Raw genomic sequence first — 26112 nt, forward strand, 5'->3', positions numbered from 1 at the left:
ACTACGCCGGTGGACCGACCGCGGGCAGGGTGTCCGGAGCCGCCGGGGGAGTGTTCAGCCGCGCGCCGTGAGCGCCCCCACGAGCGTGCTCAGGCCGAACTCGAACGCCTCGTCCACGTCGCCGCCGAGCTGGAACGCGCCCGCCTGCTCCATGGTGCAGAAGCCGTGCGCCCATGCCGTCAGGGTGCGGGCGGCGGGGAGCGGATCGCCCGGCGTCGTGGCCTGCACGGCGCTCAGCAGGGTGCGCGTGAGCGCGATCATGCCCTCGGACTGCGGCTCCGCGCCCAGTGCGGCGCCCGAGAACAACAGTGAGGACGCGCGGGGGGAGCGGGCGCTGAACGCCCGGAACGCGCGCGCGATCGCCGTGAGCGCGGCAGCAGCATCGGCCGTGGATCCGGCCAGGGCGGCGACGTCCTCGTCGAGCTCGCGCGCGGCGTCGTCGGCGATGAGCCGCAGCAGGTCGTGCCGGTGGTCGACGTGCTTGTACAGGCTGGGCGGGCGCACCCCGACGGCGGCGGCGACGGCGCTGATCGTGACGGCGTCGATGCCCTCGCCCTCGGCGATGGTGCGTGCGGCGGCGGTGAGCGCCGTGCGGGTGACGCGTTGCGGTGCGGGCATCGGGACCTCCTCTGCGCCGGCCGCGCGGGCGGTCGTCGCATCTCGATCATATGGCTATTGACAGTAGCCATCATAGCTATATAGCGTAGCCATCATGAACGCAGAGCTCATCCGGATCGGCGACGACATCGTCGCCATGCACGCCGTCGTCACCGACGAGGGCATCACGCTCATCGACGCGGGCCTGCCGGGCGACCGGCGGATCCTGCAGCAGGCGCTCGCCGCCGCGGGCCGACGCCCCGAGGACATCCGCGGCATCGTGCTCACCCACGGCGACAGCGATCACATCGGCATCGCCGAGTGGCTGCGCACCGAGTACGACGTGCCGACCTTCGTGCACGAGGCGGATGCGGGCCGCGCGCAGGGGGAGAAGACGCCTGGTGCGTCGGGCGGCGCGATGCGGCTCGGCCCGGCGCTGCAGTTCTTCGCCGCGGCACTGCGTCGCGGCGGGCTGCGCACGAAGCACCTCGGCGCGGTGCGCACGATGCGGGACGGGGATGTGCTGGATCTGCCGGGGGCGCCCGAGATCATCGGCCTCCCCGGGCACTCGCCCGGATCCGTCGCCATCCGCGTCCCCGCGGTCGATGCGATCTTCGTCGGCGACGCGCTCACCACCCGGCATGTGCTGAACGGTTCCACCGACGTGCAGCTCGGCCCGTTCAGCGACGCCCCCGAGCAGACGCCGGAGAGCCTCGAGCGTCTGCGCGACCTGCCGGAGGGCTCGATCGTGGTCGGGCACGGCCCGATCTTCCACGGCACCGCGGCCGAGATGATCGCCGCGCGCAAGCGCTGACCGTGCTCGTTCAGGTCGCAGTTCTCCCGTTCGGGTCGCGATTTCGGCTGCTGTGATGCCGTTTTAGGAGCAGTTTCTGCGACCTGAGCGGGAGCGGGCGCCCTCGGCAGGGTGGGCGGTGGGTGCCCGGGGTCAGTCGGCCCCGGGTCAGTCGGCCCCGGGGTCAGTCGCCGGCGGTCCGCAGGGCCGCCCAGAGCTCCGCGCGCGCCGGGAAGGATCCGAGGTCCGCGCCGAGGATCGACGACGCCTGCGCGATACGGGTGCGCAGCGTGTGCCGGTGCACACCGAGCGCGGCGGCGGCGGGCTCCAGGCGAGTGTCGTGCTCCAGCCACATCCGCAGCGACCGCTCCAGCTCCGCGCCTTCCCGTGCATCGTGCTGGCGGAGGGGGGCCAGCAGGGACTCGGCGATCAGCCGCGCCTCGTCCGTCGCGAAAGCGGCGAGCACGCTCGACTCCGCGCTGTCCGCGTAGCGCGTGACGGCCTCGCCCGCGCGGCGCAGTGCGGTGAGGGCCTGCGCGTGCGCCCGGGAGAAGCCGCTGTACTCCTCGGGCGCCGAGACGCCGATCCGCACTTCGGCGCGGGCGGCGACCTCGTCCAGGATCCCGGCGTCGGCGACGCTCAGACACATCACGAGCCCGTCCTCCGACTCCGCGAGGAACACGGCCAGTGCGGCGTCGCCGTGCTGCCGCTCCCACCATTCGACGACCGCGCCCCGGCGCGGCCCCGCGGCGACGGCGACCACCACGGGCGCCGGAGGCAGGGCGCCGAGGACCCGCCGGGCCAGGGTCGGGTCATCGGCGAGCAGCGAGGCGAGCAGCTGACTGTGCAGTCGTCGCCGACTGCGGGCCAGCTGTTCGCTCTGCTCGAGCGAGAGCCCTGCCATCGCGATGACAGAGGTCACCACGGCGCGGGTCTCCGGATCCAGAGCGCCGCTCGCGATCGCGACGACCCCGCGCAGGTGCCCCGCGCGCCCCACGGTCAGCAGCGTGTGCGCGGCGTCGCCGTCCTGCACGACGCGGTTGGCGGAGCCGCCGCGGGCGAGCAGATCCGCCGCTGCGGCGGCGACGACCGGGGAGGCCCCGCCTGACGGGTGTTCGTGCACGAGCTGGCCCGAGGCGTCGTACATGCCCACCCGGCAGCCGAGCCGGCGGGACAGCTCGGTGAGAGTCGACTCCAGACCGTGCGGGCGGAGCGCGGCGACCGACAGGGCGCGCTGGGTCTCCAGCGCCCAGGTGCGCCTGGCGTAGGCCTGCGCCGCGATCGCCTCTGAATGCGCCCGCGCGACGGCGATGAACGGAGTGCCGTAGGGCACCTCGAACAGCGGCAGCCCGGTCTGCGCGCAGGCGGCGGCGAGGTCGGCGGGGATCCCGCTGCGGTGCACCTCGGTGCCGAAGCCCAGCCCGACCACGCCTCTGCCGACGAGGCGCTGCACGTAGGCGCGGGTGCCCGCGGGGTCGTCGTCGGCGAACTGCGTGCCCGTCGTGAGCAGGGCGAGATCCTCGGCGAGGAAGGGCGTGGGATCCGTGAGGTCGGAGTTGTGCACCCAGCGCAGCGGGAGGTCCAGGGATCCGTCGGGAAGCGCCGCCTCGGATCCGACCAGCCGCAGATGCAGATCGCGGCGGCCGAGCAGGGTGCGCAGCGTGGGCTGCTGGTCCATGGGCGAGGCTCCTTCGCAGCCGATCGGGGTGTGGCCGGATCGGCGAAATCGTGATCCAGATTGTACGCCACGGCGAATGCTCTCGGGCGGGGACCTCCGTAGTCTCGACGCCATGAGCACCATCGACGCGCAGGCAGACACGCTTCCCCTCGGCGGCCCCTCCCTCCCCCAGGAGCGCCGCCTCGTCACCGAGCTCCCCGGCCCGCGCTCGGCCGAGATCCTCGCCCGCAAGGCTTCGGCCGTTCCCGCCGGCGTGGGGCACACCGTGCCCGTCGCCGCGGTCGCCGCGGGCGGCGGCGTCGTCGTCGACGCCGACGGCAACTCGCTCATCGACCTGGGATCCGGCATCGCCGTGACCACGGTCGGCAGCGCGCACCCGAAGGTCGCCGCGGCCATCGCCGCGCAGGCCGCGCAGTTCACGCACACCTGCTTCATGATCTCCCCGTACGAGTCGTACGTGGAGGTGGCCGAGGCTCTCAACCGCCTCACCCCCGGCGACTTCGCCAAGAAGAGCGCCCTGTTCAACTCGGGTGCGGAGGCGGTCGAGAATGCGATCAAGATCGCCCGCAAGCACACCGGCCGTCAGGCCGTCGTGGCCTTCGACCACGGCTACCACGGCCGCACCAACCTGACCATGGCGCTCACCGCCAAGGCCATGCCCTACAAGAGCGGCTTCGGCCCGTTCGCCCCCGAGGTGTACCGCGCGCAGGCCTCCTACCCGTTCCGCGACGGCCTGTCCGGCGCCGAGGCTGCCGCCCGCACGATCCTCCAGCTGGAGAAGCAGATCGGCGCCGACAACCTGGCCGCCGTCATCATCGAGCCCATCCAGGGCGAGGGCGGCTTCATCGTCCCCGCCGACGGCTACCTGCCCGCGATCGTGGAGTGGTGCCGCGCGAACGGCGTCGTCTTCATCGCCGACGAGGTGCAGACCGGCTTCGGCCGCACCGGCGCGATGTTCGCGAGCGAGATCTTCGGCATCGAGCCCGACCTCATCACCACGGCCAAGGGCATCGCCGGCGGCATGCCGCTGGCCGCCGTCACCGGTCGTGCCGAGATCATGGACGCGTCGCACTCGGGCGGCCTCGGCGGCACCTATGGCGGCAACCCGGTGGCTTGCGCCGCCGCGCTCGCTGCGATCGACGCCTACGAGACCGAGGGCCTGCTGGAGCGGGCCACGGAGATCGGCGCGCTGCTCAAGGACCGCCTCGCCGCGATCCAGGCCGCCGACCCGCGCGTGGGCGACATCCGCGGCCACGGCGCCATGATCGCCGCCGAGTTCGTGGATCCCGCCACCGGCGCCCCGGACGCGGCGCTCACCGGCGCGGTCGCGAAGGCCGCGATCGCCCAGGGCGTCATCGTCCTCACCTGCGGCACGTTCGGCAACGTGATCCGCTTCCTCCCGCCGCTGACGATCGGCGACGACCTCCTCAACGAGGGTCTCGACGTCATCGCCGCCGCCCTCGCGGCCCACTGAGACGTCCGGGCGCGATCGGGATCGGGGGATGCTGGATCGCGCCCGGCAACTTTTCTGAACACGCAAGACAACAAGACGCAGCACCGCCTGCACCGCGCACCACCGCGCATCCGATGAAGGAGTCGAAATTGGCCGATATCACCCGTGACGTGCTTATCGTAGGAGCGGGCGCCGCAGGCACCACCGCCGCGAACGAACTGCGCAAGGCGGGTTTGTCGGTCGTGGTGCTCGAGGCCCGCGACCGTGTCGGCGGGCGGCTGTGGACCGACGTCATCGACGGCGCCATGCTCGAGATCGGCGGCCAGTGGGTCTCGCCCGACCAGGACGCGCTGATCGAGACGATCGACGAGCTGGGGCTCGAGACCTACAGCCGCTACCGCGAGGGCGACAGCGTCTACGTCGGCCCCGACGGCGCACTGCACCGCTTCACGGGTGAGATGTTCCCGGTCTCCGCAGAGACCGAGAAGGTCATCGCCGAGATCACCGAACGCCTCGACGCCATGGTCGCCGAGATCGACCCGGACCGCCCGTACGCGCACCCGAAGGCCGCCGAGTGGGACTCCATCACCTGGGACGCCTGGCTGCGCGAACAGAGCGATGACGACGAGGCCGTGCGCAACCTCGCGTTCGCGACCGGATCCGCGATGCTCACCAAGCCGACGCACGCGTTCTCGCTGCTCCAGTCGCTGCTGATGGCGGCGTCCGCGGGCTCGTACTCGAACCTCGTCGACGCCGACTTCATCCTCGACAAGCGCGTCGTGGGCGGCCTGCAGCAGGTTCCGCTGCTGCTCGCGGAGCGCCTCGGCGACGACGTGCTGCTCAACCAGCCCGTCCGCACGCTCGAGTGGGGCGAGAACGGTGTCACTGCGACCACCGACGCCCTCACGGTCCGCGCCCGCTACGCGATCCTCGCCCACGCGCCGGTGCTCTACGACCGGATCTCGTTCGTGCCGTCGCTGCCGCGCCGCCAGCACCAGATGCACCAGCACCTCTCGATGGGCTTCGTGATCAAGGTGCACGCCGTCTACGACCGCCCGTTCTGGCGCGAGCAGGGCCTGTCCGGCACCGCGTTCAGCCCCTACGAGCTCTCGCACGAGGCGTACGACAACACCAACCACGGCGACGAGCGCGGTACCCTGGTCGGCTTCGTGAGCGACCAGAACGCCGACGACGTGTTCGAGCTGAGCGCCGAGGAGCGCAAGGAGCGCATCCTCGAGTCCCTCTCGCACTACTACGGTCCCGAGGCGAAGAACCCCGTCGTGTACTACGAGAGCGACTGGGGCACCGAGGAGTGGACCCGCGGCGCGTACGCCGCGAGCTTCGACATGGGCGGCCTGCACCGCTATGGCAAGGACCTCCGCGCCTCGGTGGGCCCGATCCACTTCGCGTGCTCCGACCTGGCCGGCGCCGGCTACCAGCACGTCGACGGTGCGATCCGCATGGGCCGCCTCGCCGCGTCCCAGATCCTCGACGCGGACCGCTCCGCCGTCGCCGACGAGTTGCGCGAGCCCGCCCTGGATGGCGCATGACGCGAGCCATCGTCGTCGGCTTCCGCCCGACGAACTCCGGATCCGACGCCCTCGCGCTGGGCGTGCGGCTCGCGCGCAGCGCCGGAGCGCACCTGCACGTCGTGACGGTGCTGCCCCGTGAGGGTGCGCTGTCGGCCGCGGTGCCCCCGGAGCGCTCCTACGAGACGCACATCCAGAAGCAGGCGCGCGCGTGGCTGCGCGACGCCGCAGGGCGCATTCCGGCCGGCGTCTCGCACTCCGGCCACGTGCGCCTGGGGGAGTCCTTCGCCGAGGGCCTCGTCGAGGCCGCGGAGGAGTTCGGGGCGGGGCTGATCGTGGTCGGCGCCGCCAACGGCGGGCTGTTCGGCTACCACCGGATCGGGAGCGTCGCGAGCGAGCTGCTGCACTCCTCGCCGGTGCCCGTGGCGCTCGCCCCCGCAGGGCTCGCCCGCGGGATCGACGCCGACACCGACGTATCCAGGGTGACGGCGGCGATCGGAACCAGGCCCGGCGCCGACGTGCTGCTGGACGCGGCCGTGCGGCTCGCCGCCATGACCGACAGCGGACTCCGGCTCATCTCGCTCGTGCCGTTCGACGTTCCGGCGGGCCTCGGCACCGGCGCCATGCGCCTGGTCGACGACGCGCTCGGCGAGGACGTGCTCGCCCGCGCCTCCGCCGCGCTCCCCGAGGGCGTCGACGCCGAGCTCGAGCACGCGCCGGGCGCGACAGTCGAAGAGGCCGTGGCGCGCCTGGCATGGAAGCCCGGCGAGATGCTCGTCGTGGGATCCAGCAGGCTCGCGCAGCCGCGCCGGCTCTTCCTGGGCTCGACCGCGGCGAAGATGCTGCACGTGCTGCCCGTGCCCATGATCGTCGTGCCGCGCACGAGTCATGACCCGCTGGCCGACACACCCGAGACCGCGAAGGGAGCCGACGCATGACCGCCACCGACGAGCGGACCGCCGCGCGGGCCGACGCGCCCTCCGACTCGGTGACCGGCGGCATCTCCCGCAAGGGTCTGAGCGTCGGCACGGTCGGCCTCCTCGGCGCGATCGTGATGGGCATCTCCTGCATCGCCCCCGCCTACACCTTCACGGCGGGCGTCGGCCCGACCGCCTCCGCCGTGGGCACCCAGGTGCCCGCCGTGCTGCTGGTCGGCTTCATCCCGATGCTGCTCGTGGCGTTCGGGTACCGCGAGCTGAATCGCGAGATGCCCGACTCCGGGACGTCCTTCACGTGGGCGACGCGCGCCTTCGGCCCCTGGATCGGCTGGATGGCCGGCTGGGGTCTCATCGCGGCGACCATCCTGGTGCTGTCGAACCTCGCCGGCATCGCAGTCGACTTCCTCTTCCTGCTGATCTCGCAGATCGCGCAGAACCCTTCGGTCGCGGATCTGGCCTCCAAGCCGTTCATCAACGTGGGCGTGTGCTTGCTGTTCATGCTCGGCGCGACCTGGATCTCGTACCGCGACATGCAGACCTCGCAGAAGCTGCAATACGTGCTGGTCGGCTTCCAGCTCGCCGTGCTGCTGGTGTTCGCGGTGGTCGCGATCGTGCGCGGCGCGACCGGTGACGCCTTCGACCCGACGCGCTTCGACATCCAGTGGTTCGATCCGTTCGCGATCTCCTCGATCGGCGCGCTCGTGACCGGCCTCTCGCTGTCGATCTTCATGTTCTGGGGCTGGGACGTCACGCTCACCATGAACGAGGAGACGAAGGATCCCGAGCGCACCCCGGGTCGTGCCGCGACCACGACGGTGATCACGATCATCTCGGTCTACCTGCTGCTGACGATCGGCATGATCATGTTCGCGGGCGTCGGGACCGGCGCCCTGGGCCTCGGCAACGAGGGCATCCAGGAGAACGTGTTCTTCGCGCTGTCGGGCCCGATCATGGGGCCGTTCGCGTTCCTCGTGTCGCTCGCCGTGCTGACCTCCTCGGCATCGTCGCTGCAGTCCACGTTCGTCAGCCCGGCCCGCACGCTGCTCGCGATGGGGCACTACGGGGCGCTGCCGCCGAAATTCGCCACGGTGAGCCCGCGGTTCTTCACCCCGGGCTACGCGACCGTGGTCGCCGCGATCGTGGCGAGCGCGTTCTACGCGATCATGCGCCTGGTGAGCGACACCGTGCTCTGGGACACAATCGCCGCCCTCGGGATCATGATCTGCTTCTACTACGGGATCACGGCGTTCGCCTGCGTGTGGTACTTCCGCAAGCAGTGGTTCGACTCGGCGCGGAACGTGTTCTTCACGTTCCTGTTCCCCCTCATCGGGGGGATCATCCTCCTCGGCATCTTCGTGCTGTCCCTCGTGGAGAGCTGGACGCCGGGGGCGACCGGAAGCGGATCGCAGATCGGAGGCGTCGGGCTGGTGTTCATCCTGGGCGTCTCGGTCATCCTGCTGGGCGTCGTGGTGATGATCGTCCAGTACGTCCGATCGCCGGGCTTCTTCCGCGGGGAGACGCTCACCATGGCCGCACCGGAGAGCCTGCGCCGCCGCTGAGGCGCTGCGCGGATCCGCAACAGATATCGAGAAAGAAGGAGCACTCATGACCGATCAGGAGAAGACGCTGCTGGACAGCGTCCCCACCGGGCTCTACATCGCGGGCGAGTGGGTCGCCGCGGAGGGCGATAAGACCTTCGACGTGCGCGACCCCGCCACCAACGACGTCGTGCGCACGATCGCCGACGCCTCGCCGGCCGACGGCATGCGGGCGCTCGACGCGGCCGTCGCCGCACAGGACTCCTGGGCTGCGACCCCGCCGCGCACCCGCAGCGACATCCTCCGTCGCGCGTTCGACCTCGTGCAGGCGCACAAGGAGGACCTCGCGCTGCTGATGACCATCGAGATGGGCAAGCCGCTGGCCGAAGCCCGTGGCGAGGTCGGCTACGGCGGCGAGTTCCTGCGCTGGTTCAGCGAGGAGGCGGTGCGCATCTCCGGCCGCTACGGCCTGAACCCCGAGGGCACCGGCCGCATGGTCGTCTCGCAGCGTCCGGTGGGTCCGTCGTTCTTCGTGACCCCGTGGAACTTCCCGTTCGCGATGGCGACCCGCAAGATCGCGCCCGCGCTCGCGGCCGGCTGCACCGTCGTCATCAAGCCCCCGGCACTGACCCCGCTCACCACGATGTACTTCGTGAAGCTGCTCGAGGAGGCAGGGCTCCCCGCCGGCGTCGTGAACGTCGTGCAGACCTCGCGTTCCTCCGCGCTGTCGGCTCCGATCATCGCCGACCCGCGGCTGCGCAAGCTGTCCTTCACCGGCTCGACCGAGGTCGGCCGCAAGCTCATCGCCCAGGCGGCGGAGGGCGTGCTGCGCGTGTCGATGGAGCTCGGCGGCAACGCCCCGTTCGTGGTCTTCGAGGACGCGGATCTGGACAAGGCCGTGGAGGGCGCCCTCGCGGCGAAGTTCCGCAACATCGGCCAGGCGTGCACCGCGGCCAACCGGTTCATCGTGCACCAGGACGTCGCGGACGAGTTCGCCCGCCGCATCACCGAGCGCGTGGACGCGATGAAGATCGGCCGCGGCACCGAGGACGGCGTCTCGATCGGCCCGCTGATCGACCACGACGCGGTCGCCAAGGCGCAGGAGCTCGTCGGCGACGCCGTCGAGCGCGGGGCGACGCTGCTGTCCGGCGGCAAGGCGCTCGAGGGCGTCGGATCCTTCTACGAGCCGACCGTGCTCGCGAACGTACAGGCCGGCAGCGAGATCCTCCGCGAGGAGATCTTCGGCCCGGTGCTCGCGATCGCGACCTTCGCCGACGAGGCCGAGGCGGTGCGCCTCGCGAACGACACCGAGTACGGCCTGGTGTCCTACGTGTTCACGCAGGACCTCGCCCGCGGCCACCGGATGATCGACGCGCTCGAGACCGGCATGATGGGTCTGAACGTGGGCGTCGTCTCCAACGCGGCCGCTCCCTTCGGCGGCGTCAAGCAATCCGGCGTCGGCCGCGAGGGCGGCTTCGAGGGCATCCACGAGTACCTGTCCACCAAGTACACGCTGATCCCGGTCGACTGAGACACCAGGACGGGACGCGGTGATCCTGCGGATGCCGCGTTCCGTCCCCTCCTGCCACCACGATCTGACCAACCGAAAGGAACCGGAATGACCGACTACGCCGTCGTCAACCCGGCCACGGGCGAGACCCTGGCCACCTACGAGACCTTCACCGACGCGCAGATCGAGGACGCCGTCGCGCGCGCCCACGCCGCGGCCGCGGTGTGGGCGGCCACGCCCGTCGCCGAGCGCGCCGCGGTCGTGCGGAAGATCGCCGAGGGGCACCGCGCCCGTCGCGACGAGTTCGCCGCGATCATGGTCCGCGAGATGGGCAAGCCCCTCGCCGCCGCCGTCGGCGAGGTGGACTTCGCCGCCGACATCATCGAGTTCTACGCCGACAACGCGGAGAAGATCACCGCGGACCAGCCGCTGGACATCCTCGGCGAGGGCACCGCGGTCATCCGCAAGGCGCCTCTGGGCGTGCTGTTCGGCATCATGCCGTGGAACTTCCCGGCCTACCAGGTCGCCCGGTTCGCCGGCCCGAACCTGGCGATCGGCAACACGATCATCCTCAAGCACGCCCCGCAGTGCCCCGAGTCGGCGGCGCTCCTCGAGGAGATCTACCGCGACGCGGGCCTGCCCGACGGCGCCTACGTGAACGTGTACGCCACGAACGAGCAGTCCGCGACGATCGTCGCCGACCCGCGCGTGCAGGGTGTCTCGGTGACCGGATCCGAGCGCGCCGGTGCGGCCGTCGCCGAGGTGGCAGGCCGCAACCTGAAGAAGGTCGCGCTCGAGCTCGGCGGATCCGACCCGTTCATCCTGCTGTCCACCGACGACCTGGACGCCACGGTGCAGGCCGCGGTCGACGCGCGCCTGGACAACAACGGACAGGCCTGCAACGGCGCCAAGCGCTTCATCGTCGTCGACGGCCTCTACGACGCGTTCGTGGAGAAGGCCGTCGCCGCGATGTCCGCTGTGACGCCGGCCGACCCGACGCAGGAGGACACCGTGCTCGGCCCGCTGGTCTCGGAGGCCGCCGCGATCAACCTGCAGAAGCAGGTCGACGACGCCGTGGCGCAGGGCGCGACCCTGCTCACCGGGGGCACCCGCGACGGCGCGTTCTACGCGCCGACGCTGCTCGCCGACGTCACGCCTGCGATGGACGTGTACCGCGAGGAGCTGTTCGGTCCGGCGGCCGTGGTCTACCGCGTCGCCGACGAGGCTGCGGCGGTCGCGCTCGCGAACGACACCTCGTTCGGGCTCGGCTCCTACGTGTTCACCACGGATGAGGCGCAGGCCGAGCGCGTGGCGAACAGCATCGAAGCCGGCATGGTCTATGTCAACGTCGTGCTCGCCGACAGCCCAGAGCTGCCCTTCGGCGGCGTGAAGCGCAGCGGTACCTCGCGGGAGCTGGGGCTGCTCGCCGCTGACGAATTCGTGAACAAGAAGCTCATCCGCGTGGCCTGATCCCGGGTATGGGATCTCCTCCCGCCACCCCTGCTCGATCGAGGGACGTGCCGGAGGGAAGGGGCGGGCGTCGCATATCCAGCGGCGCCCGCCCCTTCGCCGTTCCCGGTCTGCGACGGGTTCGGGCTTCGCCGTCTGCCGCCCGCCGCGGCGGATCCGGGCTCAGCCGGCCTCGTCTACCAGCCCTGGGAGCACCGCGTCCATGATCCCGGCGGCGATGCGGTCGGCGTCGGGCACCGCGTCGAGGCCCTCGAAAGCGGCGAGGAAGCCCTGATGGAACGCCGCTCCGACGAGCACGCGCGCGGCGGAGGCGGTGTCGGCGTCCGCACGGATCCGCCCGGCGTCCTGCTCCGCGACGAGGCGGGCGCGGACGCCGTCGATCACGGTCGCGGGACCGCCGCCGTACGAGGCGACGCCGTCGCGGTGCTCGGCCAGCAGCGTCGGAGAGCCGAAGATCGAGGCCGCGATCGGGAACGTGCGGGTGAAGAACGCCATGAGGTCGGAGACCAGCGCGGCGAGTCCGGCGGGGAGACTCTCACCGTCGGCGTCCCCCTCGAAGCGGGCGCGGGGGCTGCGCTCCCGCAGCACGCTGAGGAACAGCTGCTGCTTGTCGGCGAAGTGCTTGTACAGCATCGCCTCGGATAGGCCCGCCTGGGCGGCGATGAGCTTCGTCGTGGTGTTCGCGAGTCCCCGTTCGCGCATCACGAGGAGCGCGGCATCGAGGATCCGCTCGCGGGATGAGGGGGCGGGAGGTGATGCGGCCATGATCCGAGTATAGTGAGTGAGTAATCACTCACCACTGGGGAAGAGAAGGAGAAACGGATGCGCATCGCCATCGTGGGAGCAGCGGGTCGATCGGGCGGGGCTGCGGTCGCGCACGCCCTCGCCGCCGGTCACGAGGTCGTCTCGGTCGTGCGCAGGCCCGAGTCGGCGCCGGAGGGGACGATCGTCGCCACCGCCGACGCGCGGGACGTCGCCGCTCTCACCGCCGCTCTGCGCGGCGCCGATGCGGTGATCTCCACGATCGGGCACGTCCGCGCGGACGACGATGTCGTGCTGCTCCAGGAGGGCATGGCGGCGCTCCTCGCCGCGATGGACGCCGCCGGGGTGTCCCGCGTGATCGCCGTCTCCGCGGCGGGGGCGTACGTGGCGCACGACGATCCGCTGTCCCGGTTCGTCGCGAAGCCCATCCTCGAGCGCGTGTTGACCGCGAACAACACCGACACCAGGGCCATGGATGCGGCCCTCGCCGCCAGCACGGCGGAGTGGACGAGTCTGCGCCCTTCCCGCCTCATCCCCGGCACGGGCGCCGCCGACTACCGGGTGGGCGTCGACCGCACCGTGCGCTGGCACTACAGCACCCGCTTCGACACGGTGGGGCGCGCCGCGGTGGAGGCCCTGTCGCGCCCGGAGTGGATCCGGCACGCCGTCTACATCACGGAGTAGCGAGCGGCCCCACCCCCGGCCTGCGGGCGTAGCCTCGGAGTGTCCTGTTTGCTTTCACGAGAGGCCGCCATGACCACCGTCGCCGAGAACATCGTCAGCACCCTCCGCGCGAACGGGGTGAAGCGCGTGTACGGGATCCCCGGGGACTCCCTGAACGGCTTCACCGACGCCCTGCGCAAGGACGGCGCGCTCCGCTGGGTGCACGTGCGCCATGAGGAGACCGCCGCCTTCGCCGCGGCCGCGGAGGCCGCGCTGACGGGGGAGCTCGCGGTCGTCGCCGGATCCTGCGGGCCGGGCAACCTGCACCTCATCAACGGCCTCTACGACGCCAACCGCTCGCGGGTGCCCGTGCTGGCGATCGCCGCGCACATCCCGACCAGCGAGATCGGCACGCAGTACTTCCAGGAGACCCATCCGCAGGAGCTGTTCCGCGAGTGCAGCGTCTACGTCGAGTACGTGTCGGATCCGGTGCAGATGCCGCGGCTGCTGCAGATCGCGATGCGTCAGGCGATCGAGAAGCGCGGCGTGGCCGTGCTCGTCATCCCCGGCGACATCGCGCTCGCGCAGACCGAGGACGATCGCGTGACCGTGATCGAGCGCAGCAGGCCCGTGGTGGTGCCCAGCGGCGCCGAGCTGGAGCGCGCGGCGACCCTGCTGAACGCCGCATCGAAAGTGACGATCCTGGCCGGCGCCGGTGCGGAGGGGGCGCATGACGAGATCGTGGCTCTCGCGGACCGTCTCGCCGCGCCCGTCGTGCATGCCCTGCGCGGCAAGGAGTTCGTGGAGTACGACAACCCCTTCGACGTGGGCATGACCGGCCTTCTCGGCTTCGCCTCGGGCTACCGGGCGATGGACGGCGCCGACGCCCTGCTGATCCTCGGATCCGACTTCCCCTATCCGCAGTTCTACCCGGCGACCGCGACGACGATCCAGGTCGACATCCGCGGAGAGAACCTCGGCCGGCGCCATCCTCTGGACCTGGGCCTCGTCGGCGATGTCGGCGCGACCGCGGCGGCGCTGCTGCCGCGGCTCAAGGCCGACCGTCGGCGTGCGCACCTCGACGATGCCACGGCGCACTACCGCAAGACGAGGGCCAAGCTCGACGAGCTCGCGGTGCCCTCCCGCGGCAAGGCACCGATCCACCCGCAGTACCTGGCCCGGCTGCTCGACGAGGCCGCAGCGGACGACGCGGTCTTCACCGCCGATGTGGGCTCGCCCACGGTCTGGGCCGCCCGCTACCTGCACATGAACGGCAGGCGCCGGCTCATCGGATCCTTCAACCACGGATCCATGGCGAACGCCCTGCTGCACGGCATCGGCGCGCAGGCGACCGAGCCGGACCGTCAGGTCGTGGCGCTCGCGGGCGACGGCGGGCTCACGATGATGCTCGGCGAGCTCATCTCGCTCACGCAGAACCGGCTGCCGGTCAAGACGATCGTGGTGAACAACTCCTCGCTCAACTTCGTGGAGCTGGAGATGAAGGCCGCGGGCTTCGTGAACTACGGCACCGATCTGCACAACCCCGACTTCGCCGCCGTCGCGGAGGCCATGGGCATCTTCGGGCGCCGCGTGGAGCGCAGCGAAGATCTTCCCGGCGCGCTCGCCGAGGTGCTCGCGCATGACGGGCCGGCGCTCCTGGACGTCGTGACCGAGCGGCAGGAGCTGTCGATGCCGCCGGCCGTGAACGCCGAGCAGGTCAAGGGCTTCGCGCTGTATGCGATCCGCACCGTGCTCTCCGGGCGGGGTGACGAACTCCTCGACCTGGCGAAGGCCAACTGGCGCCAGTTGTTCTGAGGGGCGGATCCGATCCCGTGGGCCTTCGTCCGGGATCGGATCCGATCCGCCTCAGTCCTCGACGAGCCGGCGCACCTCGGCGGCTTCCGCGTCGCGGCCGAGGCCCTGCAGCACGTCGCCGAGTTCGAGGGCGGCGATCTGGCGCAGCGGCGGGATGGCCGCCGCCTGGTCGAGCACCGCGCGGTAGGCGGCGACGGCGTCGGCCGAGCGCCCTCCGCCGTTCAGGGCGCGGGCGGCGAGCAGCGCGGATCCGCCCGCGGACTGCGCGTCGCCGACGGCGGCGAAGGCGTCAGAGGCCGTGAGCGCCGCGGCCACGCCCTCGTCCACCCGCTCGGCGGTCAGCAGCGCCCGTGCGCGGGAGTCGGTGACGTCGGCGAGGACCCAGTCCGCGTCGTTCGCCCGCGCGACGGCCTCGACCTCGTCGAAAAGCGCGAAGGCACGAGGATCCTGCTGCGCACCGTACGACTGGCCGAGGTTGTGCAGCACCTCGACCACGGCCGCCGGAGCGTCCTCGGCCGTGCGGACGATCGCCGCGGCCTCCTCGAGGGTCTCGATCGCCTGGTCCCGCTCGTCGTACTGGGCGAGGATCTGGGCGCGGTTCATCAGCGCGAGCGCCTGATCGGCGGGGTTCCCGGCCTCGCCGAACAGCTCGGCCGCATAGCCGAACGCGCCGTACGCCTGCCCGCCCTCGCCGGCTGCACGGAGAGAGCGCGCGAGCATGATCGCGGTCATCGCCCTGCTGCCCGCGGGGACCTCGTCGGCCTCCTCGAGCTGCAGCACCTCGCCGAAGAGCTCCGCCGCCTCCTCCACGGCTCCGGAGTTCAGCATGCTGCGCGCCACCCGGTACTTCGCCCCGGCGACGTCGCCGCCGTGCTGCTCCAGCAGTCGCGCGCCAACGCGGTAGCGCGCGAGCGCCTGCTCCGGCTCCTCCGCGTCCTCCCAGAGGGCGCCGGCGAGCATCTGCGCGCCCGCGAGGCGGGACATGCTGCCGAGCTCCGCCAGGATGCGGCCGGCCTCGTCGGCGTCGGCCGCCCCCTCGGTGAACGCGCCGCGCCCGCCGTGGACGCGGGCGCGCATCTCGAGCATCCGCGCGCGCACGCCACGGGTGATCGCGGGGTCCGCCAGCAGCGCATCGATCCGCGCGTGCGCCTCGTCGACCCGCTCGGCGCGCAGCAGCGCCATCGCCGCGGCGATCTCGGCGCCGTGCCCGAGGCGCGCGTCCCCCGCCTCGGCGAACAGGGCCGCCGCCTGCTCGGAGAACTCGAGCGCCGCGGCCGGGTCCTCGTCGCCGAGCTCAAACGCCAGGGTGAGCGCGATGTCGCCCCGCGCCGCCGGAGGCAGGGCCGCGGGGTCGGAGGGATCCGCGGATGCCGCGAAGAGCTCGGCGAGGGCGGCGTTGTCGGCCTCGGTCGCGGTGCCGAACAGGGCCAGCCCGAACCGCTCCTCGACGTCGGCCTGCGCGTCGAGGCCGGCGGCGCGCAGAGACCGGATCCGGTCGGGCAGGAGCTCGGTCGCCTCGTCGATGCGCTCCAGGTTCACCAGTGCAGCGAGCCGCTGACCCGTGAGCACCGCGTGGCGCTCGTCGTCGACCCGGTCGATCACGTGCGCCAGCGCGTCCAGCGTGTCCGCGGCCGCGCCGTATCCGGCGAGGTCGAGCACGCGACGGTACCAGCCCTCGTCATCGGTCGGGGTCGCATCCGCCACGGGCGCCGCGAACACGTCGCTGCGGATCGGAACGTCGTAGCGCTCTCCGGCGGTCTTCCGCGCGAACTGCAGCCGCCGCGCGTGATTGTCGGTGCCGTCGCGCTCGTCGAACCGCACGCCGATCCGCTCCGCTGCGGACCACGCGACCGCCGCGAGCTCGGCGGCGGACCACGCGGCGCCGTCCGTGCCGCCATGCACGCCGAAGAAGCGCTCCAGGTCGGGCGAGTCGGCCCCGCGCACGGGTGTCGTGCCGTGACCCGCGGCCGCGACCGCGTCGAGGGCGGTCCCGATCGCGGTGAGCATGCGGAAATGGCCCTGCGCGTTCAGAGCATCGTGGGCGAGCCAGGGGAGGTGCCGCTCGATGAGGGTGAGGGCGCGCGCCTCGTTGCCGGTCAGCGCGCAGAACCGGATGCTGTTCGCGATCGCGGTGAGCAGATCCGGGTTGTCCTTCGCGAGCCGGTAGCTGCGCAGATGCGCCGCACGGGCCTGCTCGCCGCGGCCGAGGCGCAGGTACGGCAGCAGCGACACCGAGAGGGCGTGCTCGGGCTCCTCGCCGCAGGAGAAGCCGCCCTCGAGCATCTCCTCGACGAGGCGGATCGCGTCCTCGTCGCGGTCCGTGTCGGCGAAGAACCCGGCGACCTGGCTCCTGCCGCAGGCGTCGCAGTGGCTGTGCGAGTCGCGCGGCGTCGCCTCCAGCTGCACGCGCAGTCGCTCCGCGTCGTCCATCCGCCCGGCTGCGTGCGCATCCTCGAAGCGCGCCATCAGCACGCCACTCATGCCGAGTCCCGCGGTGCGGTAGTGCGCCTCCATGTCGTCCAGTACCGCAGTGATCTGCTCCGGCGAGAACGCGGGCGAGCTGCGCAGCGAGGACGCCATCCACTTGAACTGCCACATCAGGTCGGCCGCCCCGTTGTCGATGTCGGCGGGGAACCGGGCCGGATCCGCGTCGTGGTGCGCGAGGCACCAGGCGAACGAGCTCAGCATCAGGTCGGTCAGCCCGCCCATGTTCGCCGAGGCGGTCTGCCGCATCCTGGCCTGGTATTCGAGCTGCTCGTCGCCGATCTCCTGCGCGAGTGCGACCGCCTCGGCGACGAGGGCCTGCTCCTGGGGGCCCCAGGGCGTGCGGTCGATCTCTTCGAGGAGCCGGTCCAGCTGCGTCTTCTGTCCTGCCATGAGTTCCTCCGGATGTGCGGACCCGCCGTGGGCGGGTGAAGTGCGGTCCCGCGGGTGGCGGGGAGGGGCGCCCGCCGTCAGGACGGGGTGAGGAGATCGGGGTCTTCGGCCAGCGGCGGCAGCTCGAGGCCGGTCACCCCGGCCGAGAGTGCGACGAGGTCGGACAGTGCGCCGGTCATGAGCGCCCGGTCGGCGTCGCCGAGCGGACGGTGCCCGGCGAGCAGTGCCTGGATGTAGAGCAGCTGCACGGTGCGCGCGAACACCGCGTCGTCGGCGACCGCGGCCAGCGAGCGCACCACGCGGTTGCCCCAGTTCAGGCACAGCCGGGCCGCGAGGTCGTCGTCCCGGTCCGCGCCCACCGCGCCGTCGATGCGATCCAGCACGCCGCCCCAGAGCGCGCCCGTGATGCCCTTGGTCCTGGTGCGATCGATGCGGCGCAGCACGGTGGGATCCGCGACGTACAGCGACGGCAGCTCCGGCTGGTCGATCGTGCGCACCACGACGGCGCAGCCGACCTCGGCCAGCACCCGGGCGGCACGATCCTCCAGCGCGATCGCCGCGGCCCTGTCGTCGAGCGGCGGAGGATCCAGCCGGTCCAGCTCGCCCACGACATCGACCCGCTCGACCGTCACGGCCGGATACAGCTCCGGGAGGCGGCGGATCAGATCCGCGTCGTACAGGTAGCCGCCGTTCACCAGGATCTGCTCGGCGCGGCTGATGCCGGCGACCTGGCGGAACTCGTCGACGGTCTCGGCGTAGCGGATCCGCTCATAGCGCTCGACGAGATCCCCGACGCTCATCGTCCCGTGCGTGGTCTCGACGGTCAGCCAGCGCGTGATGAAGCGGGCGAGCTCGTCGTCGTGCCGGATGAGGGACTTCAGTCCCACCTCGTGCACCGCGACGAACTGGGCGAGCCGGTGCGGCGCGCTCAGCCCCAGCTCGAGCACCCAGCGCCGGAGGGCGGCGCCGAGCTGTTGCCGCACGAGTGCGAGCGCCTCGTCGTCGACAAGCGACTCCCTGCTCGCGGTGGGGTTGAGGCCGGTCGAGTCGATCACCGCGCGCACGAAGAACGCCCACTCCGGCAACACGTCGTCGGCGCGCTCGGAGAGCAGCATGCGGCCGAGATACATCCGCGTCGCCTGGCGGGCTCCCGGCGGGGGAGCGAAGGGCAGCACGTAGGCGACGCCGCGCGTGCCGGTCGCGGGCTCGGCGAGCTCGATGACGTCGAGCGGCGCGGATCCGATCAGCTCTCGGCCGTACGCGGCCGTCGCGGCCGGATCCTGCCGCGCGTCGAGGAACGGTGCGTCATGGGTGATCTGCACGTCACCGCCGGGCAGCTCCAGCAGCACGGTCGTGGGCAGGAACTCGGCGAAGGTCGTGGCGAGCTCGCGCACGGCGTCCGCGCGGAGGAGGTCTCCGGCGTCGAAGCGCGGCACGAGGTGCACGCTCGTGCCGATGGGCAGGTCGTCGTCGAGTTCGCGCACCCGGAAGGTGCCGTCCGCGGATCCGACCCACTCGACTCCGCGCCCGCCGCGGGCGCTGCGGGAGCGGATCACGATCTCGTCGGCCACCATGAAACAGCTGAGCAGGCCGATGCCGAACTGGCCGAGATAGTCGCTGCGGGGGAGGTCGAAGATGTCGCGCTTGGAGCTGCGCCCGACCGTGGCGAGCAGCTCGGCGACCTCGTCCGCGGTGAGGCCCACGCCGTCATCGCTCAGCACGAATGCGCCGCCCTCGGCGGGGAGCGGGCGGATCCGGATGGTGCCGCCGAGCCCGTCGACCTCCCGCCGCGCGGCGATGGCGTCGCGGGCGTTCTGCAGCAGCTCGCGCAGGTACACGCGGGGCCCGGAGTAGATGTGCCGGCTGAGCAGGTCGACGACGCCGCGCAGGTCCACCTGGAACTGCTGTGATTCCGCGCGTGCCGGATCCTCCGCCGCCATCGATTCTCCCTCCGCGGCCGCAACGTCCATGAGGGATGCGCGGCCGTACGGCGAGCCTAACAACCATGCGCCTGAGGCCGCCGTGCGGTGAAGGCGCGGAGGCCCCGGGAACCGACGTGCCGCGCCCGGGATGCGGCCCCGGTTCGGAGGGCCGGTGCGGATGCCGTACACTGGACGAGCAGTTGTTGTCTGCATTCTTTCGCCGTGCCCCGGGTCTCCCGGAACGCGGAGAGGATGCGGGCAGAGATCTCCGGATCTCTAGGGCGGTAGCTCAATTGGCAGAGCAGCGGTCTCCAAAACCGCAGGTTGCAGGTTCGATTCCTGTCCGCCCTGCGCGTCGGCGCGCAGCCGGCACACGAAAGGTACTCGAGGATGGTTCAGGACGCATCGGGCGCTGTGGTTCCCACGGCGAACGGCGGCGCGGGCCGCGATAAGAAGCTCGGCTTCTTCGGTCGCATCGCGCTGTTCTTCCGTCAGGTGATCGCCGAGCTCCGCAAGGTGGTCACCCCCACGCGCAAGGAGCTCGTCAAGTACACGCTGGTCGTGCTGGGCTTCGTGATCGTGATGATGGCGCTCGTGTACGGACTCGACATGGCCTTCTCGTGGCTGACGACGCAAGTCTTCGGGGTTCCCGGGAAAACCGCGTGATCCCGCGGCCCGGTGGCATCTGACCCCGGGCCGAACCTGAAGGAGAGTAGAACCAGTGTCCGAACGCGAACGATACCTCGGGGACGACGTCGACTGGGCGACCGCCGCCGAGCAGTCCAGCGAGGACGACGAGGCCCAGGAGGGCGACGTCCTCGCCTTCGAGGAGCGCGCCGTCACGCCCGCCGAGCAGGTCGCCCTGCACATCGAGGGCGATGAGGACGACGACGTGGACGAAGAAGACATCGACATCGAGGAAGACCCGGAGGCAGACGCGATCGTGAACGACGCCCTCAACCTGGACGAGGCAGCCGAGTCCGAGGCTGCTGCAGAGGTTCTCAACGACTCCGTGGCCGAGGAAGCCGCTGATCGTGAGGCCGCGGCCGCCGACGAGGTGGCCCCCTACGACGGTCCCGACGTGAACGGCGACGAGGACCCGTCCGACGACGAGGCCGCGGAGGAGGACCCGTACGAGGCCTTCCGCCTGGACCTGCGCATGCTCCCCGGCAAGTGGTACGTCATCCACTCCTACGCCGGCTTCGAGCGCAAGGTGAAGGCCAACATCGAGCAGCGCAAGTCGACGCTCGAGGTCGAGGACGACATCTACCAGATCGAGGTCCCGATGGAGGACGTCGTCGAGATCAAGAACGGTCAGCGCAAGATGGTCACGCGCGTCCGTATTCCCGGCTACGTGCTCGTGCGCATGGAGCTCAACGAGGACACGTGGTCCGTCGTGCGGCACACGCCCGGCGTCACCGGCTTCGTCGGCAACGCGCACAACCCGACCCCGCTCCGCTTCGAAGAGGCCTTCACCATGCTGAAGTCCCTCGTCGAGGTCAAGGACGTCCCGACCGCCAAGGCCGTCACGGCCAAGGGCGGCCTCGCCGTGGCCCGCCCGCTCGCGGCCGAGGTCGACTTCGAGATCGGCGAGACCATCACGATCAAGGAGGGCTCGTTCGCGGGTCTTCCCGGTTCGATCTCCGAGATCAAGCCGGAGAGCGGCAAGCTCACCGTGCTCGTCTCGCTGTTCGAGCGAGAGACCCCGGTCGAGCTGTCGTTCGACCAGGTCACCAAGATGATCTGACGCTTCCCCGGAAGCGCACTGCGGAACGGCCGTCCCTTCGGGGCGGCCGTTCTCGTGTTCGTCCTGGCGTGCCCGCGCACCTTGCAGGTGTCCCGGCTCGGAGGCGTTCCTGTGCGCGGACGCGCCCGGGATCCGGTAGACTTCTATGGTTTGTGCGCGGTCCCCGAGCTTGTCGAGGGTCGGCGCGCGAACGCCACCGCTTTCCGGAGATGCCGGATCTGCGGGAGAGAACTCGGCCCCTGAGCTCGTCGAAGGGTCCGATCCGCTCGAGAAAGGAACAACTATGGCACCGAAGAAGAAGGTGACCGGCCTGATCAAGCTTCAGATCAACGCCGGTGCAGCCAACCCGGCGCCGCCGATCGGCCCCGCGCTCGGTCAGCATGGCGTCAACATCATGGAGTTCTGCAAGGCGTACAACGCCGCGACCGAGTCGCAGCGTGGCAACGTCATCCCCGTGGAGATCACCGTCTACGAGGACCGCAGCTTCACGTTCATCCTGAAGACCCCGCCGGCCGCCGAGCTGATCAAGAAGGCAGCGGGCGTGCAGAAGGGCTCCGCTACTCCGCACACCGTCAAGGTCGCGAAGATCAGTGCCGAGCAGGTCCGTCAGATCGCCGAGCAGAAGCAGGCCGACCTGAACGCGAACGACATCGACGCCGCGTCCAAGATCATCGCCGGAACCGCCCGTTCCATGGGCATCACGGTCGAGGGCTGAGGGAGATAACAATGGCTAAGTCCAAGGCTTACAACGCCGCTGTCGCGAAGATCGAGGCGGATCGTTTCTACACCCCGACCGAGGCTGTCGCCCTCGCGAAGGAGACCGGCTCCGCGAAGTTCGACTCCACGGTCGAGGTCGCGCTGAAGCTCTCGGTCGACCCCCGCAAGGCCGACCAGATGGTGCGCGGCACCGTCATCCTCCCGCACGGCACCGGCAAGACCGCCCGCGTCATCGTGTTCGCGACGGGTCCGGCCGCTGAGGCCGCGATCGCCGCGGGTGCGGACGAGGTCGGCGGCGCCGAGCTCATCGAGAAGGTCGCCGGCGGCTGGACCGCGTTCGACGCGGCCGTCTCCACCCCGGAGCTCATGGGCCAGGTCGGCCGTCTCGGCAAGGTGCTGGGCCCGCGTGGTCTGATGCCGAACCCGAAGACCGGCACCGTCACTCCGAACCCGGCCAAGGCCGTCGAGGAGATCAAGGGCGGAAAGATCGAGTTCCGCGTCGACAAGCACGCCAACGTGCACTTCGTCGTGGGCAAGGCCTCGTTCTCGGCCGAGCAGCTCGACGAGAACATGAAGACCGCGCTCGAGGAGATCGTTCGCCTCAAGCCGTCCAGCTCCAAGGGCCGCTACATCCAGAAGGGTGCGGTGTCGACCACGTTCGGCCCCGGCATCCCGCTGGACGTCAACGCCATCTGAGCCCTTCGACAGGCTCAGGAGACGCTCTTCGGAAGACCCTCGCCCTTCGGGCGGGGGTCTTCTGCGCGTGCGGGGCTCGATGCCAGGATGAGCTCATGGGCGCGGTGGACGAGTATCTGGCGGGCGTCGAGGATCCGGAGGACCGGCGCGCGCTCTCGCGCGTGTACGCGGTCGCGCTCGAGCTCGCACCCGATGCGGTGCAGGGGACCGGCTACCGCATGCCCGCCCTCAAGCACCACGGCAAGGTGCTCATCTCGGCCATCCGGACGGCGAAGCACCTCGGGGTCTATCCGTTCAGCGCTGCCGCGGTGGCCGCGGTCGCCGGACGCGTGAACGGTCTCGACGGCGCGGGGGCCAGCACCGGGGCGATCCGCTTCGCGCCCGGATCCGAGATCCCCGACGATCTGATCCGGGATCTCGTCGCGTTCCGGATCGCGGAGATCGACGGGCGCTGACCTGCTTCCTCGATCCGCGCGTCCGTCCCTCAGCGCACGACCGGCGTCACGCCTCGGGGGCGTCGCGTCGTGGCGTCACGGGTTCCGCGACCTCAGCCGAAGAAGACCGGCAGCACCAGGCTGATCCCCATCACGACCAGCAGCGCGGCGATCACGGTGTCAAGGATCCGCCAGGCGCGCGGCGTGCGCAGCCAGCGGCCGAGGTGGCGTGCGCCGAACCCGAGGGCGAAGAACCAGGTGACGCTCGCGATCATGGCGCCGGCGGCGAACAGCCAGCGGCCGTCGCCGTGCGTGGCCGCGACCCCGCCGATGAGCAGCACCGTGTCGAGATACACGTTCGGGTTCAGCCAGGTGAAGGCGAGCGTCGCCAGGATCACGGGCGCGAGAGGAGCGGTCCGGGTCAGCGTCGCGGCGCCGCCGGCTCCGCCGCCCGTCGAGCTCTCGGCCGCGGCGCCCGGATCGGCGAGCAGTGCCTCGCCGCCGGCCTTCCACGCGCGGCGGGCCGCCAGGATGCCGTAGACGACGAGTGAGATCGCGCCCGCCCAGCGCGCCACCACGATGAGCCAGGGCAGCGTCTTCACGAGGTAGCCGAGTCCCGCGGTGCCTGCGAGTACGAGCGCGGCATCGGAGGCGGCGCAGATCAGGACGACGGGCAGTACGTGCTCGCGGCGCAGTCCCTGGCGCAGCACGTACACGTTCTGCGCACCGACGGCGATGATGAGCGAGAACATGAGGCCGAGGCCGGAGAGGAGGATGAGCACGGATCGAGAATAGGGCCGGAGTTCAATTCAGTTCCAGCGAAGATTCCTTACGCCAGATTAGAATCGCTCATGTGCAGGTGGATCCGGAATCCGCGCGGACCGTGGCCGCGGTGCTCGACGAGGGGAGCTTCGACGCGGCCGCCCGCCGGCTGATGCTGACTCCGTCCGCGGTGAGCCAGCGGATCAAGACCCTGGAGCAGCAGCTCGGCCGGATCCTGCTGGTGCGCAGCAAGCCCGCGAGAGCGACCGAGGCGGGGGAGGCCGTCGCCCGGTTCGGCCGCCAGATCGCCCTCCTGGAACGCGATGCGATCGCCGGGTTCGGCCTGTCCGCGGAGGGCGAGGGCGCGCGCATCAGGATCCCTCTCGCGGTCAACGCGGACTCGATGGCGACCTGGTTCCTGGCGCCGCTGGCCCGCCTCTCCGAGCAGTTCGACGTCGAATTCGACCTGCATCGCGACGATCAGAACTTCACCGCGCGGCTGCTCGAGTCCGGCACCGTGATGGCGGCGGTGACGAGCGAGTCGGAGCCGGTCGGCGGGTGCAGGGTCGAGGCGCTCGGCGCGCTGCACTACGTGGCCGCGGCGTCTCCGGGCTTCGCGCAGCGCTGGTTCTCCGACGGGGTGACGCCCCAGGCGCTGGCGCGGGCGCCGTTCGTGGACTTCGACCGTCGGGATCTGCTGCAGCAGGACTGGCTGCGCGAGCGCGGCGTGGATCCCTGGCCCGTGCCGCGGCATCACGTGCCCGCCTCGGCCGACTTCTCGGTCGCCGTGGAGCTGGGCCTGGGGTGGGCGCTGCTCCCGGTCCCGCATGCGCAGGAGGGCCTCGCCGACGGGCGCCTCGTGCGGCTCGATGACGCGGACTTCTCCTCGCCGCTGTTCTGGCAGCAGTGGAATCTGCGCTCCGAGCTGCTGGACGCGATCGCGGCGGAGATCCGCGCCGAAGCCGAGCGCGTGCTGCGCTGACGGCGAGCTGCCCACGGGGTCGCGCTCCCGCGAGAAACCAGATCCGGCATGAGACCTATCTGCCGAGGTGCAGTCTCATGCTGAAAGCGGTTTCTCGCGACCGGGGAGACCAGAGCGTTCGCGCTGGCGCCGCGTCCGTGCCGCGCTCTAGGGTCAAGTCATGGCATCCGAGCGCATCACGCTGACCGTCCCCGGCCCCGACGGCGACCGTTCGCTGGACATCTCCAGCCCGAACCGCGCGGTCTGGCCGGAGGCGGAGGGCGGCCCGATCACCAAGGCCGAGCTCGCCGAATACGTGCAGACCGTGTCGACGCCGTTCCTCACCTCGACGGGCGACAGGCCCGTCTCGCTCGAGCGCTACCGTGACGGGATCGACGGCGAGAGCTTCTTCTCGAAGAACCCGCCCAAGGGGACCCCCGGCTTCGTGCAGAGCGTGATGTGCACGTACAACAGCGGCCGCACGCATCCGCAGATCGTGCTCACCGAGACGGCGGCGATCGTCTGGGCCGTGCAGATGAACACGGTCGTGTTCCATCCCTGGGCCTCGCTCGCCTCGGACACCGACAACCCGGTGGAGCTGCGCATCGACCTCGATCCGCAGCCCGGCACGGGCATCGCCGAAGCAGTCCCCGCGGCGCACGAGCTGCGCGCCGTGCTCCGCGAGGCGGGGCTCGAGGCGTTCATCAAGACCAGTGGCAACCGTGGGCTGCACGTGTTCTGCCCGATCGTGCCGGAGTGGGAGTTCCTGACCGTGCGGCATGCCGTGATCGCAGCGGGACGCGAGCTGGAGCGGCGGATGCCCGACCGCGTCACCACGGCGTGGTGGAAGGAGGAGCGCGGCGAGCGCATCTTCGTCGACTTCAACCAGGCCAACCGCGACCGCACGATGGCAGGCGCCTACAGCCCGCGCGCGTTGCCCGCCGCGACCGTGTCGACCCCGATCTCGTGGGACGAGCTGGACGACGTGGATCCGAAGCGCTTCACCGTCCGCACCGTGCCGCAGCGCCTGGCCGACCTCGGTGATCCGTGGGCGCGCATGCAGGAGGACCCAGGGCGCATCGACACGCTGCTGAGCTGGTGGGACCGAGACGTGGAGAACGGGCTCGGCGAGATGCCGTTCCCGCCCGAGTTCCCGAAGATGCCCGGCGAGCCCCCGCGCGTGCAGCCCTCGAAGAAGGTCGCCGCGAACTGGGACGAGAACGGCGAGCCCATCCCCGGTCGCTGAGCCG

The 26112-nt window shown here is 71.2% G+C and carries 22 protein-coding genes and 1 tRNA gene; 17 read left to right on the forward strand and 6 right to left on the reverse strand.

The features are described 5' to 3' along the window. Positions 1-54 precede the first annotated feature (54 nt). Positions 55-618: a TetR/AcrR family transcriptional regulator gene (locus tag ACFC1J_RS12775; protein WP_375906448.1), complete on the reverse strand. Its 564-nt coding sequence runs from the start codon at positions 616-618 to the stop codon at positions 55-57. A 94-nt stretch (positions 619-712) separates the two neighbouring features. Between ACFC1J_RS12775 and ACFC1J_RS12780 the strand changes: the two genes are divergently transcribed. Beyond that, entirely contained in the window at positions 713-1411 is a 699-nt protein-coding gene (locus tag ACFC1J_RS12780; protein WP_375906451.1) for an MBL fold metallo-hydrolase, read from the forward strand. A gap of 163 nt (positions 1412-1574) precedes the next feature. On the opposite strand, the gene ACFC1J_RS12785 is transcribed toward ACFC1J_RS12780, so the two are convergent. After that, positions 1575-3068, reverse strand: coding sequence for a PucR family transcriptional regulator (locus ACFC1J_RS12785; RefSeq protein WP_375906454.1), 1494 nt, complete (start codon positions 3066-3068; stop codon positions 1575-1577). Between the two features lie 112 nt (positions 3069-3180). Between ACFC1J_RS12785 and gabT the strand changes: the two genes are divergently transcribed. The 6 genes from gabT (at position 3181) to ACFC1J_RS12815 (ending at position 11506) form a co-directional block, all read left to right on the forward strand. Continuing rightward, entirely contained in the window at positions 3181-4542 is a 1362-nt protein-coding gene (gene gabT / locus ACFC1J_RS12790) for a 4-aminobutyrate--2-oxoglutarate transaminase (RefSeq protein ID WP_375906457.1), read from the forward strand. Positions 4543-4670: 128 nt separating this feature from the next. After that, entirely contained in the window at positions 4671-6071 is a 1401-nt protein-coding gene (locus ACFC1J_RS12795; protein ID WP_375906459.1) for a flavin monoamine oxidase family protein, read from the forward strand. Continuing rightward, positions 6068-6988, forward strand: a complete 921-nt coding sequence (locus ACFC1J_RS12800; RefSeq protein WP_375906462.1) for a universal stress protein — start codon at positions 6068-6070, stop codon at positions 6986-6988. The genes ACFC1J_RS12795 and ACFC1J_RS12800 overlap by 4 nt, the downstream gene beginning before the upstream one ends. Beyond that, the gene (locus ACFC1J_RS12805; RefSeq protein WP_375906465.1) at positions 6985-8547 is read left to right on the forward strand and encodes an APC family permease; all 1563 of its coding nucleotides are present in this window, start codon (positions 6985-6987) and stop codon (positions 8545-8547) included. Before ACFC1J_RS12800 ends, ACFC1J_RS12805 begins: the two co-directional genes overlap by 4 nt. Before the next feature lie 46 nt (positions 8548-8593). After that, a complete protein-coding gene (locus ACFC1J_RS12810; protein ID WP_375906467.1) occupies positions 8594-10057 on the forward strand; it encodes an NAD-dependent succinate-semialdehyde dehydrogenase in 1464 nt (487 codons plus the stop codon). 87 nt (positions 10058-10144) lie between these two features. Continuing rightward, the gene (locus ACFC1J_RS12815; RefSeq protein WP_375906470.1) at positions 10145-11506 is read left to right on the forward strand and encodes an aldehyde dehydrogenase family protein; all 1362 of its coding nucleotides are present in this window, start codon (positions 10145-10147) and stop codon (positions 11504-11506) included. A gap of 162 nt (positions 11507-11668) precedes the next feature. On the opposite strand, the gene ACFC1J_RS12820 is transcribed toward ACFC1J_RS12815, so the two are convergent. After that, positions 11669-12271 carry a TetR/AcrR family transcriptional regulator gene (locus tag ACFC1J_RS12820; RefSeq protein WP_375906473.1) on the reverse strand — a complete coding sequence of 201 codons (603 nt, stop codon included), beginning with the start codon at positions 12269-12271 and terminating at the stop codon, positions 11669-11671. 57 nt (positions 12272-12328) lie between these two features. Between ACFC1J_RS12820 and ACFC1J_RS12825 the strand changes: the two genes are divergently transcribed. Both ACFC1J_RS12825 and poxB read left to right on the forward strand, forming a co-directional pair. Further along, positions 12329-12952 carry an NAD(P)-dependent oxidoreductase gene (locus ACFC1J_RS12825; RefSeq protein ID WP_375906475.1) on the forward strand — a complete coding sequence of 208 codons (624 nt, stop codon included), beginning with the start codon at positions 12329-12331 and terminating at the stop codon, positions 12950-12952. A 69-nt stretch (positions 12953-13021) separates the two neighbouring features. Next, entirely contained in the window at positions 13022-14746 is a 1725-nt protein-coding gene (gene poxB / locus ACFC1J_RS12830) for a ubiquinone-dependent pyruvate dehydrogenase (protein WP_375906478.1), read from the forward strand. A gap of 51 nt (positions 14747-14797) precedes the next feature. On the opposite strand, the gene ACFC1J_RS12835 is transcribed toward poxB, so the two are convergent. Then, complete coding sequence (locus tag ACFC1J_RS12835) at positions 14798-17623, reverse strand: hypothetical protein (RefSeq protein WP_375906481.1); 2826 nt, start codon at positions 17621-17623, stop codon at positions 14798-14800. Positions 17624-17700: 77 nt separating this feature from the next. Then, complete coding sequence (locus tag ACFC1J_RS12840; protein WP_375906484.1) at positions 17701-19593, reverse strand: HSP90 family protein; 1893 nt, start codon at positions 19591-19593, stop codon at positions 17701-17703. Between the two features lie 230 nt (positions 19594-19823). Here ACFC1J_RS12840 and ACFC1J_RS12845 point away from each other — a divergent pair. The 6 genes from ACFC1J_RS12845 to ACFC1J_RS12870 all read left to right on the forward strand — a co-directional run bounded on the left by ACFC1J_RS12845 (position 19824) and on the right by ACFC1J_RS12870 (position 23160). Further along, positions 19824-19896 (forward strand) — tRNA-Trp (locus ACFC1J_RS12845). Positions 19897-19935: 39 nt separating this feature from the next. Then, positions 19936-20211: a preprotein translocase subunit SecE gene (gene secE / locus ACFC1J_RS12850; protein WP_045272112.1), complete on the forward strand. Its 276-nt coding sequence runs from the start codon at positions 19936-19938 to the stop codon at positions 20209-20211. Positions 20212-20266: 55 nt separating this feature from the next. Beyond that, positions 20267-21292: a transcription termination/antitermination protein NusG gene (gene nusG, locus ACFC1J_RS12855; protein WP_375906488.1), complete on the forward strand. Its 1026-nt coding sequence runs from the start codon at positions 20267-20269 to the stop codon at positions 21290-21292. A 283-nt stretch (positions 21293-21575) separates the two neighbouring features. Then, positions 21576-22007, forward strand: a complete 432-nt coding sequence (rplK, locus tag ACFC1J_RS12860; protein WP_045272000.1) for a 50S ribosomal protein L11 — start codon at positions 21576-21578, stop codon at positions 22005-22007. Between the two features lie 11 nt (positions 22008-22018). After that, entirely contained in the window at positions 22019-22705 is a 687-nt protein-coding gene (gene rplA / locus ACFC1J_RS12865; RefSeq protein WP_375906491.1) for a 50S ribosomal protein L1, read from the forward strand. Between the two features lie 95 nt (positions 22706-22800). Beyond that, positions 22801-23160: an iron chaperone gene (locus ACFC1J_RS12870; RefSeq protein WP_375906494.1), complete on the forward strand. Its 360-nt coding sequence runs from the start codon at positions 22801-22803 to the stop codon at positions 23158-23160. Between the two features lie 92 nt (positions 23161-23252). Here the strand turns inward: ACFC1J_RS12870 and ACFC1J_RS12875 are convergent, their stop codons facing one another. Beyond that, positions 23253-23921: a LysE/ArgO family amino acid transporter gene (locus tag ACFC1J_RS12875; protein ID WP_375906497.1), complete on the reverse strand. Its 669-nt coding sequence runs from the start codon at positions 23919-23921 to the stop codon at positions 23253-23255. Between the two features lie 71 nt (positions 23922-23992). On the opposite strand from ACFC1J_RS12875, the gene ACFC1J_RS12880 reads away from it, so the two are divergent. Then, a complete protein-coding gene (locus ACFC1J_RS12880; RefSeq protein ID WP_375906500.1) occupies positions 23993-24883 on the forward strand; it encodes a LysR family transcriptional regulator ArgP in 891 nt (296 codons plus the stop codon). 160 nt (positions 24884-25043) lie between these two features. Next, positions 25044-26108, forward strand: coding sequence for a non-homologous end-joining DNA ligase (gene ligD / locus ACFC1J_RS12885; RefSeq protein WP_375906503.1), 1065 nt, complete (start codon positions 25044-25046; stop codon positions 26106-26108). Positions 26109-26112 lie beyond the last annotated feature (4 nt).

The sequence above is a fragment of the Microbacterium sp. NPDC056052 genome (assembly GCF_042266785.1).
Taxonomy (GTDB): domain Bacteria; phylum Actinomycetota; class Actinomycetes; order Actinomycetales; family Microbacteriaceae; genus Microbacterium.